8 protein-coding genes and 1 rRNA gene are annotated in these 10772 nt (G+C 75.3%); all 9 read right to left on the minus strand.

Going from position 1 to position 10772, the window contains the following annotated elements; genetic code table 11:
• Nucleotides 1-107: 107 nt before the first annotated feature.
• The gene (locus tag ACWEO5_RS26210; RefSeq protein ID WP_452164696.1) at nucleotides 108-551 is read right to left on the minus strand and encodes a DUF6278 family protein; all 444 of its coding nucleotides are present in this window, start codon (nucleotides 549-551) and stop codon (nucleotides 108-110) included.
• Nucleotides 552-612: 61 nt separating this feature from the next.
• Nucleotides 613-2286: a restriction endonuclease gene (locus ACWEO5_RS26215; RefSeq protein WP_452164697.1), complete on the minus strand. Its 1674-nt coding sequence runs from the start codon at nucleotides 2284-2286 to the stop codon at nucleotides 613-615.
• Nucleotides 2287-2511: 225 nt separating this feature from the next.
• On the minus strand, nucleotides 2512-4017 hold the full coding sequence (locus ACWEO5_RS26220) for a hypothetical protein (RefSeq protein ID WP_452164698.1): 1506 nt from the start codon (nucleotides 4015-4017) through the stop codon (nucleotides 2512-2514).
• 320 nt (nucleotides 4018-4337) lie between these two features.
• The gene (locus ACWEO5_RS26225) at nucleotides 4338-4985 is read right to left on the minus strand and encodes a YigZ family protein (RefSeq protein ID WP_452164699.1); all 648 of its coding nucleotides are present in this window, start codon (nucleotides 4983-4985) and stop codon (nucleotides 4338-4340) included.
• An 80-nt stretch (nucleotides 4986-5065) separates the two neighbouring features.
• Complete coding sequence (locus tag ACWEO5_RS26230; RefSeq protein ID WP_452164700.1) at nucleotides 5066-6352, minus strand: DUF6986 family protein; 1287 nt, start codon at nucleotides 6350-6352, stop codon at nucleotides 5066-5068.
• A 149-nt stretch (nucleotides 6353-6501) separates the two neighbouring features.
• Nucleotides 6502-8178 (minus strand): DUF2637 domain-containing protein, encoded by a 1677-nt coding sequence (locus ACWEO5_RS26235; RefSeq protein WP_452164701.1) that lies wholly within the window; start codon nucleotides 8176-8178, stop codon nucleotides 6502-6504.
• 305 nt (nucleotides 8179-8483) lie between these two features.
• Nucleotides 8484-9152 carry a response regulator transcription factor gene (locus ACWEO5_RS26240; protein ID WP_452164702.1) on the minus strand — a complete coding sequence of 223 codons (669 nt, stop codon included), beginning with the start codon at nucleotides 9150-9152 and terminating at the stop codon, nucleotides 8484-8486.
• Nucleotides 9104-10423, minus strand: coding sequence for a sensor histidine kinase (locus tag ACWEO5_RS26245; RefSeq protein ID WP_452164706.1), 1320 nt, complete (start codon nucleotides 10421-10423; stop codon nucleotides 9104-9106). Before ACWEO5_RS26245 ends, ACWEO5_RS26240 begins: the two co-directional genes overlap by 49 nt.
• Nucleotides 10424-10706: 283 nt before the next feature.
• Nucleotides 10707-10772, minus strand: a 5S ribosomal RNA gene (gene rrf / locus ACWEO5_RS26250); the annotation flags it as partial.

The following is a 10772-nucleotide window of genomic DNA, read 5'->3' on the forward strand; positions in this document are numbered from 1 at the left end:
CCGGGCCGGACGGTGCCGGGCCCTGCGACCAGCCTGCGGGCGGCACCGGCGGCGCGCCGCCCGGACGGACCGTCGGGGTGACGGCCGGGGCCCCGGCGCAGCGGCGCTCAGCCGTCGTCGGCGGCCCGGTAGACCGCGGCGAGCTGCGGGGCGCCCTGCTCGGCCCAGTCGCGGCCGATCGCGGTGGCGTCGAGCTCGAAGCCGGTGCCGAGCACCATCAGCGGGCGGCCGTCGGCGGCGAGCCGCCAGCGGGCGTCGGGCACCCGGCGGCGGATCACCGTGCCGAGGTAGAGGCCGGCGTCGGTGCCGAGCCACTGGGAGACCTGCGGGTCGTCGCGCCAGCGGGGCAGCAGCTGGTCGAGGGCGGTCAGCGAGTCGACGGTGTCGTCGAGGCGGACGCCGGCCGACTCGGCGAGCTCGCGCAGCAGGCCGCACTCGGCGTACATCTCGGCCATCGCCAGTTCGCGCTCGTGCTCCTGCTCGGCCGTCTGCCGGGTGCCCCGAGCGGCCGCGCGCCGGTCGTCCCGGTGGCCGGGGAATCGGTTCTCCACTCCCCCAGCCTGACAGCCGGTCGGGCCGGCCGCCGGGCGGACCCGCCGGTTCCCGGCGGGCTCACGGGGTCAGCGGCAGTTCCAGGTGGGTGCGGGCCAGTTCTCGGATGCCGGGGCCGTCCATCAGGTGGATGCGCTGGTGGCCCTCCTCGCCGGTGAGGTCGAGCGCCTCGTCGGTGAACCGGCCGCAGGTCATCCGCAGGCCGCGGTCGGCGCCCTCCTCGCGGACGGCCTCGGCCAGGGTGGCGATCTCCTCGGCGGTGACCGGGCCGGGGCCGCGGGAGGCCCAGACCACCCAGCGGCCGGGCAGGCCGCTGCCGGGTTCGCCCTCGGCGGTGGCGACCAGGCCGGCCGGGCCGCGCAGCCGCACGCTCCAGTCCCGCAGGCCGCCCGCGGTCAGGACGGAGCGCACCAGCAGGGCGAACTCGCCGGGCGACAGCTCGCCGAGCGCGGGCACCGCCGAGGAGGCGCTGCCCCAGGGCAGCACGGCCTCGCCCGCGTACGGGTCGGGGGTGATCACGGCGGCCAGCGCGCGCAGCCGCAGCAGCGAGTCGTCGTGCTCGGCCTCCGCGTAGACGCCGCCGTCCGCGCCCTCGTCGCCGAGGTGCCCGGCGTCGGGGACGAGCCGGGTGCGGGCCAGCGCGTCGCGGTCGGCGTCGACGGAGAGCAGGCACTGCGGGGGCTGCCCGGGGACGCGCAGCCAGCCGTTGAGGACCACGCCGGCCAGCACCTCGTCGGTGTCGACGGCGTCGGCGGCCTGCAGGGCGCGCAGCGCGAGCCGGGCGGCCAGCCGCAGGTAGTCGGCGCGGACGTCGGCGGCGGGGCGGGGCACGGGGGCGACCTCGCCGGTCTCGGTGAGCCGGTAGCCGGCCAGCGCGGGGACGGTGTCCAGCGGCGGCAGGTCGAGGTCGAGGACGGCGGTGCGGGTGAGGGCGCGGAACACGGCGCGGCAGGGGGCGGGCAGGTCCCGGGTGGCGCCCTCGGCGGCGGCCAGGGCGCGTTCCAGCAGCGATTCGACGGCGGCGGGCTCGGCCTGCCGGTAGGCGCGGCGGCACTCCTCCAGGCTGTCGTTGTACTCCTGGACGGCCCGGGCCCGGGCCCGCTCGGCCTCCTCGTGGGCCTGCCGGGCGGCGACGGCGCCGCTGTCGGCGAGTTCGGCCTGCCGGGTGCGCCACTCGCGCAGCGCGCGCTGGTGGCGCAGCCGGGCCTGGGCGAGTTCGCGCTGGTAGCCGGAGTCCAGCAGGCGGCGCGAGCGGGGCAGGTCGGGGTCGGTGTCGGCGGGCTCGGGCGGCGCGAAGTCGGCCCAGTCGGGCTCGGGTTCGGCCTCGGGTCCGGCGTCCGGGAACGGTTTGGGCTGGTAGCTGCGCAGCTGGCTCCCGAAGTCCATCGCGGACACCGGCTGGGCGGCCCGGCGCAGCAGGTCGGCGAGGCGCTGGTGGTCGGCCTGGACGGCGAGGGTGCGGTGGTGGGTGAGCGCGGCGGCCCGGCCGTGCGCGGCGACCGGGTCGTCCGCCGCTTCCGCCGCTTCGGCCGGTCCGGGCTGCGCGGGCACCGCGGTCGGGGCCGGTCCGGCGGAGCGGTCCCCGGCGGGACCGGCGGTGTCGGATGCGGTGTCGGATGCGGTGTCGGGTTCCTCGTCCTCGTCGGCGCCGAGCTCGCGGAAAAGCGAGGCGAGGAATCCGGGCTGGAGCACCGTGGTGGTGCCGTCGGGGCTGCCCTCGGCTGGATGCTGCATCGGCGGTGCTTCCCCCTGCTCGTCCGGTCGTCCGGTCGTCCGGCGCACGTCGGCGGGCCGCCGCGGCGGGGCCCGAGCAGCATTGTCCCCCGTCCGGGCTCCGCGGTCAGCCAACACCGGTGGTTTGGCCGACCCTTGACGTCCGGTCAGTCCAGGGGCCGGGCCCGAGGGCCGGTGTGACACCGGCCCTCGGCACGGTCCGTGGCACCAGCCCCCGGGGAGCGGTCAGTTGGTGCGGGTGTTGGTCAGGTGCAGCCCGATGTAGCCGACGTAGATCCGGCCGCTGCCGGAGCAGTCGTCCAGGTAGTGCACCCGGGGGGCGGTGCCGCCGCCGCCGATTCGCAGGTGGGCGCCCATGAACGCGCGGCAGGAGGAGTCGACGACGGCGGGGACGGGCAGCATCCGCTGGCGCTTCCACTTGCCGTGGCTGGCGACGGTGCGGGACTCGCCGCGGACCGCCTTGCGCGGCGGGAAGCGGTGGCAGCCGGGCGGGGTGTGCTCGCACCACTGCTTGAAGTCGCCGCCGGCCTTGCCGTGGACGGCCGCGTCCGCGTACTCCTGGAGCGCGGTCAGGCCGTCCCAGGTGAGCCGGGCCCAGCCGTCGGCCTCGCTCTGGCCGTCCAGGGCGAGCGTCTCCTTGCTGTCGCCGGTGAACTGCAGCAGCGGGAACTCGCCGAAGCGGTCGACGAGTTCGCCGAAGCTGACCGGCCCGGTGCCGCACCGGGAGCGGCGCGGTTCGCGCGGGGGCTCGATCCGCAGCCGGCAGCGCTCCAGGCGCACCGGCGGGCGCTCGACGACGGCCCGGGGCGCGGCGGGGGCCTTGCGGACCTCGGGCGGCAGCCACAGCGCGGGGACGGCGTCCAGCGGGGCGGGCAGCGGCAGTTCGGCGGCGATCCGGCGCGGTTCGCGGGCCAGCAGCGCGGCGGCCCGGCGCGGGTTCTCGTCGATCCGGCCGCGCGGCAGGACGGGGTGGCGGGCGGCGTCGGCCCGGGAGGCCGGGTCGACCTCGGGCAGGAAGGTGCGCACCGCGCCGCCGTACACCTTGTGGTACTCCAGGGCCAGGTTGAACCGGGGCAGCGCGCCGTGCCCGAGCACGTACAGCGAGGCCAGGCCGGGGAGTTGGCGCAGCAGCGGGTCGAGCACCTGGTGCCGCCACCGCTCGACCGGGACGGCGGGCGGCACGCTGGCCACCACGGTGGGCAGCTGCCGTTCGGGGTCGCAGAGTTCGTCGATCAGGCCGTCCAGGTCGGCGGGCGCCAGCAGCCGGGGGGCGACGGTGAGCGGCACGGGGCCCTCGGCGGCGTCGAGCAGCGGCAGCAGGCGGCGGACCAGGTCGGGAACGGGTGCCCGGCCGGGCGGGGCGACGGTGGGCCCGGCGGGGAGGTGCTCGGCCTCGATCCGCAGCCGGGTCGGGCCGTCGGCGGTGTCGGAGGCCAGGGTGAGGGTCAGTTGGTCGGTGCCGTGCGCGGTGGGCGTGCGCAGTCTGCGGCGGCCGTAGCGGGCTCCGGGGCCGCGGCCGGGTAGTGGGCCGCCGTCGCGGTCCAGCAGGACCCGCTCGCCGAGCCGTAGTCGCTCGGGGGGTGCGTGCCGTTCGCGGGGCGCGGGCTCCTCGTGGCCTTCGGACTTCAGCCAGTCGGCGAGCAGTTGGTCGACGAGGGCGGCGGTGTCGTGGTGCGGGCGCGGTGTCGCGGCCGTCAGCCGGTAGGGCGGCTGGGCGTGGTCGGTGGGCATGCGCGGAACCTCCCGTGGTGCGGTGCTGGGCTCTGCGAGTCCTCCTCCCGGAGGTCGATGGCGGATCGGGCGAATCGTTGTTCCTGCTATCTAGGAGACGAAATGACCAGGAGCGGAAGTTCCGCATCCGGCCCCGTTTCCTTCGATCGGGTGTCATCCGGCGGCAACGGGAACACCTCCGGTGCCGCCTCTGCTACCCGCTCCTCCGCGAGGGATGCACGCGTTCCCGGACGAGGACCCGAATGGTCCCGCCGCACCGCTCGCACCCCTGCCGGAGCGGGAACTGACCGGGCGTCAGGCGGCCTCCCCGGGTTCCGGCCTCAGACCTCGACCTCGACGAAGGTGCGCCCCGCCGGGCGGGCCCCGGCCGATCCGCCGGTGGCCTCGGCCAGCCAGGTGTGGAACCGCGCCGTCTCCGGCTCGGGGACGCCCACCTCGATCCGCACCCCGTCCGCCAGGTACTCCAGCCCGGCCACCGCATACCCGGCCGCCCGCAGGTCGTTCTCCAGCCGCCCGGCCCGGGTGTGGTCGACGGTCACCGCCAGCAGCGCGACGGGCCGGCGCTCCAGCAGCCCGAGTTCGTCCAGCGCCTCGGACACCGCCGCCCCGTACGCCCGCACCAGGCCGCCCGCGCCGAGCTTGATCCCGCCGAAGTACCGGGTCACCACGGCCGCGGTGTCGGTCACCCCGCGCCGCCGCAGCACCTCCAGCATCGGCACCCCGGCCGTCCCGGCGGGCTCGCCGTCGTCGCTGGAGCGCTCGCGCGGCTGCTCGCCGCCGACCACGAACGCGGTGCAGTTGTGCCGGGCGTCCCAGTACTGCTTGCGGATGCCCGCGATGAACGCCTGCGCCTCCTCCTCGTCGGCGACCCGCGCCAGGTGGCAGATGAACCGGGACTTCTTGATCTCCAGTTCACGGCTGCCGGAGCCCCGGACGGTCAGGTACGGCTTGGGGCTCGGCTCCGCCATGGCGCTGTTGCTCTCCGCTGTCGGTCGGTGCGTACGGTTCGGGCACCGCCCAGCCTATGCCCCGTGCCCAGGGCTCCCGCTCACCGCCCGGCCAGGGCGTCCAGCCGGGCGCGGTCGAGGCCGGTGCGCCCGGTGACCTCGGCGAGGTCGACGGCGCCGCAGTCCAGGCCGCGCAGCACGTAGCCGCTGAGCGCGCGGGCGGTGGCGGGCTCGTCCAGCACGTCGCCGCCGGCCTTGGCGACGTACGCGGCGAGCCGGGCGCAGGCCGCCTCCAGACCCTCCCGGTAGAAGGCGTAGACGGCGGCGTACCGGGTGGGCAGGTGGGCGGGGTGCATGTCCCAGCCCTGGTAGTAGGCGCGGGCCAGCGAGCGGCGGACCAGGCCGTGGTGCAGCCGCCAGGCGGCGTGCACCTGCTCGGTCGGGCCGGTCGGGACGACGTTGGTGGAGCCGTCGGAGAGCCGGACGCCGGTGCCGGCCGCGGCGACCTGCATGACGGCCTTGGCGTGGTCGGCCGCCGGGTGGTCCATGCTCTGGTGGGCGGCGGAGACCCCGCAGGCGGCGCTGTAGTCGAAGGTGCCGTAGTGCAGACCGGTGGCGCGACCCCCGGCGGCCTCGATCATCAGCGCGACGGTGGCCCGGCCGTCCGGGCCGAGGATCGCCTGGGTGGTCTCGATCTGGATCTCGAACCCGATCCGCCCGGCGGGCAGCCCGGCCCGGCGCTCGAAGTCCTCCAGCAGCCGCACCAGCGCGCCGACCTGGGCGGCGTGGGTGACCTTGGGCAGGGTCAGCACCAGCCCGTCCGGCAGGCCGCCGCCGTCGGCCACCAGGGTGCCGAGGAACAGTTCCAGGGTGCGGATGCCGCGGGCCCGGACCGGGGCCTCCATGCACTTGATCCGGATCCCGACGTACGGCGGGGCGCTGCCATCGGCGACCGCGGCGGCCACCAGGCGGGCGGCCCGGACGGCCTCGGCGTCCTCCTCCGCGTCGGGGCGCGGGCCGTAGCCGTCCTCGAAGTCGATCCGGAGGTCCTCGATCGGCTCGCGCTCCAGCTTGGCCCGCACCCGGGCGTGCACGTCGGCCAGCAGCGCGTCGTCCGCGACCCCGAGCGCCTCGGCCAGCCGCTCCGGCGTCCCGGCGTGCTCGTCGAGGGCGGCGAGCGCCTGCGCGCCCCACTCCCGGACGGTGTGCGCCCCGAACGCGTCGGCCGGCACGTACACGGTGTGCACCGGCTGTCGCGAGCCGCGCTCGCCCGGGTAACGGCGCGTCAGTTCGGCGTCCACCGGCGTCAGGAGTTCCTCGACGGCCGCCCGGGCGGCGTCCGAGAACGAGACGGACCGGGCGGCACCGACCTGGGCAGGCTGCGACATCCTGGGGCTCCTCCACTCACCGCACGAATTCAACAATTTGTTGATGCGAAAGTAGTGGTGGTCCCGCGGAACCGTCAATGGCCGCCCGGCCGGAAGAACCGGCGGACGGCCATCGCGCGTTCGTGGTTGTCTCCGAACGGCGCCGCGGGTCACTCCCCGCGGCCGGACTCCATGTACCGCTCCTGGAGGTCCTGCCAGACCTTCTCCACGTCCTTCACCGCGACCCCGCCGTCCGGCCGCGACCCCTGGACGCCGCGCTGGCTCAGGTACTCCGCGAAGCGACGCTCGTCGGGCTGCCGCTGGTTCTCCTCCATGTAGCTGACCAGCGCGTCGAAGCACTCGTTGGCGTCCAGCGGCTCCGCCCCGCCCGGGATCGGACGGCGCGCCGGGGCGTCCTCCGACTCGAACGGCAGCGGCTCCGGCTCGGGCGCCATCATCGCCTCCAGCCGCATCGGCCGGCCGGGCACCAGGATCGGCTCCGCCCCGGCCTCCACCGGCACCTGCTGCTGCACCTGCTGCTGCACCTGCTGCTGCGGACGCGGCGCCTGGCCATGGCCGTTCGCCACCGGTCGGTACCCCTCGGGCTGGTACTCCTCGGGCTGGTACTCCTCCGGACGGCCACCGCCCTGCTCGGCGTACGCCTCGGAGCGCGGCGGCTGGTAGCCGGACTGCGGACGGAGCTCCTCCTCCGGACCGCTCGGACGCGGTGCCTTGAACCACGGCGACGCCTGCCCCGGCACCCGCGCCGTGTGCACCTCCTGGTCGGGCGGCGCCACGTGCGAGCGCACCGGACGGGCCGTCCACACGTTCAGCTCGGCGGACGGGTCGATCACCGGTGCGGCCTGCGCCGCCTCCGGATCCTGCTGGTCGCGCAGCCGCACCGCGGCCAGCTTCGCCAGCGTCGGCACCGCCACCGCCGCGGACACCTGCGGCACCGCCTGCGCCTGCGCCTGCGCCTGCGCCTGCGCCTGCGCCTGCGCCTGCGCCTGGGGCACCGGCTGCGGGGCCGGCGCGTCCAGGGCCACCGGTCGGGCCTGCGCCGCCGGCTGAGCCTGCGTCACCTGGCCACGACCGCCCAGCACCGCCGGCACCTCCTGCCCGGACGCCTCCACCGCACCGCCCGGCACCGCACCGCCCGGCACCGTCAGCGGACCGTCGATCCGGTCGAGCACCGTCGGGTCCAGCGGGACGCCGTACTTCGCCAGCTTCAGCGGCAGCAGCGCCTGGAACGGCGCCGAACGCCGCCAGCCGCGCCCGTACCGGAACCGCAGCTGCGCCCGGTACACCAGCCGGTTCTGCTCCAGCCGCACCGTCTCGTCGTACGAACGCAGCTCCCAGAGCTTCATCCGCCGCCACAGCCGGAAGGTCGGCACCGGCGACAGCACCCAGCGCATCAGCCGCACCGACTCCATGTGCCGGTCCGCGGTGATCGCCGCGATCCGCCCGACCGCGTGCCGGGACGCCTCGACCACCACCACGAACAGCACCGGGATCACCGCGTGCATCGCCATGCCCAGCGTGTCGCCCCAGGAGGCCGCCGCGTTGAAGGCGATCGTCGCCGCGGTCAGCAGCCAGGCCGTCTGCCGCAGCAGCGGGAACGGGATCCGCAGCCAGGTCAGCACCAGGTCCAGCGAGAGCAGCACCACGATGCCCGCGTCGACGCCTATCGGGAAGGCGTACGAGAAGGCGCCGAAGCCCTTCTCCATCGCCAGGTCGCGCACCGAGTTGTACGACCCCGCGAAACCGATGCCCGAGATCACGCACGCGCCGACGGCCACCACACCCAGCAGTGCCCGGTGCGCGCGGGTAAGGGAAGGACGTGCCATTCGTTGATCAACCCCTGGGACTCGGCAGCTGCCGTATACGACCTGTAGCCGCCGAGTACACGTCCCCGCCCCGGGGTGCACGCTTCACGTCATCGCGTCAGAACGCGATGTCGGTGCACCGTCGACAGACTCGGCCCACCGGATACTACTCGCACGGGCGTTCCCCCCCGGCGCCAGCCCGGACCACGGCCTCCGATCGCCACCACACCTCCACTGGTCCGAACCAATGCGCGCACCGCTCCCGGGCCCGCACCGCACGCCCGCCGGCCCCGCCGCCCGTCCGGCGCCCGCGCCCGGCTGACGGCTCAGCTGCCCGCCGACCGCTCCACCGTGCCGTTCAGGTACGCCAGCACCGCCAGCACCCGCCGGTTGCCGTCCTCGGTCGGCACGAGCTCCAACTTCCCGAAGATGTTGGCGATGTGCTTGGCCACCGCCCCGTCGCTGACCGTCAACCGCGCCGCGATCGCCGAGTTCGAACAGCCCTCCGCCATCAGCCCCAGCACCTCCCGCTCCCGCGGCGACAACCGCTGCAGCGGCTCCGACCCGGCGTTGTGCTGCAGCAGTCTGCCGATCACGTCCGGGTCCATCGCCGTTCCGCCCGCCGCCACCCGCCGCACCGCGTCCACGAACTGGTCCGCGTTGAACACCCGGTCCTTGAGCAGGTACCCCACCCCGCCCGTGCCGTCGGCCAGCAACTCCCGCGCGTACAACTGCTGCACGTGCTGCGACAGCACCAGCACCGGCAGCCCCGGGATCTCCCGGCGCGCCGCCAGTGCCGCCTGGAGCCCCTCGTCCGTCAGTGTCGGCGGCAGCCGGACGTCCACCACCGCCACGTCCGGCCGCTCGGACAGCAGCGCCGCCAGCAGATCCGGCCCGGTCTCCACCGCCGCCGCGATGGTGAACCCGTGGATCTCCAACAGCCTGCTCAGCCCTTGGCGGAGGAGGTAGAGGTCCTCGGCGAGGACAACGCGCACGGCAGCTCCATCGTGATCGTGGTCGGCCCGCCCACCGGACTGTCGAGCGAGATCGTTCCGTCGAACGTACCCAAGCGCTTCTCGATCCCGCGCAGCCCTCCGTCCACCTCCATCCGCGCCCCGCCCAGACCGTCGTCCGTCACCACCACCCGCAGCCGGCCCGCCCGGTGCAGCACGTCGACCCAGACGTGCCGGGCCCGGGCGTGCTTCGCCGCGTTCGCCAGCAGCTCGCTCACGCTGAAGTACACCGCCGTCTCCAACGCCGCCTCCGGACGCCCCGGCAGACTGACCGTCACCTCCGTCGGCACCATCGCCGTCAACGCCAACTCGCGCACCGCGTCCGGCAGTCCGCGCTCCGCCAACACCGGCGGGTGGATGCCCCGCACCAGATCGCGCAGCTCCTGCAACGCCTTCGCCGAAGCCTCCCGGGCCTCCGCCAGCAGCTCGCGGGCCGCCGTCTGCCCCGGGGCCATCAGGTGCTCGATCGTCCCCAGCGTCAGCCCGATCGTCACCAGCCGCGCCTGCGCCCCGTCGTGCAGATCGCGCTCGATCCGCCGCAGCTCCGCCGCCTGCGCGTCCACCGCGTCGGCCCGGGTCTCCGTCAACTGCGCCACCCGCTCGGTCAACTGCGCCCGGCTGGGCTGCGGCCCGCCGCCCAGCACCCGGCAGGCGAACGCCCCGTGCATCCGCACCGCCCACGGCATCGCCGACAGCCCGGCCGCAGCCAGCACCCCGCCGATCAACGTGGAGAACAGCAGGTTCAACGGCTGGCTGTTCAACCCGAAGAAATGCCGTGAATCCACCGTGGCCGAGCCCATGAAGACCAGGCCGCCCCACAACAGCGCCATCGGCACCCCCAGCAACAGCACGACCCCCACCGGATTGGCCAGCAGCCACGCCCCCTCCCGCTGCACCTGGTGATCCCGCACCGCCCAGCGCACGAACTGCACCAGCCGCGCTACCCCCTGCCTCCGGTGGTACGACACCCCCGTCCACCAGAATCCGCGCGCGTCCTGCTCCAACGCCTCCCGTGGCGAGTACACCACCCCCCACTGCTCGCCGGCCTCCCGCCCCACCCGCCACCGCGTCCACCCCGCACCGCGCCGCACGAACCAGTACAGCGTCGACACCCCCGCCACGGTCGCGCTCGGCACCGCCGCGTACAGCCCCAGCGGCCCCTGGTCGAACAGCTGCCCCACGATCAGAACCGTGCACACCGCCGCCAGCACCGGCACCACCAGACCAGCCGCCGCGGCCCCCACGATCACCACGGCCTGCCCGCAGGCCCGCACCCCCACCCGCGCCCGCTCAGCGACCAGGGACCGGGCGGCCCCGCCATCACCGAACCATGCTGTCGTCGCCAAAATCCGCTCCCCGAGAAGTAGGACGCCGTCCCCCTGAACGCTCTCAGTCTCTCGTCAGCACCACGGCCGGCACATTGGCCGTGCCACCCCTCTTTGAGGTGGACCTAGCACCACCCCGGCCGACCCTCACCGCCCCGGGAACGCGAAAAAGCCCCCCGACTTCCCGTCGGGGGGCTTTCCCACAATGATTGTTCGGCGGCGTCCTACTCTCCCACAGGGTCCCCCCTGCAGTACCATCGGCGCTGTGAGGCTTAGC

It is taken from the genome of Kitasatospora sp. NPDC004272 (genome assembly GCF_053603035.1).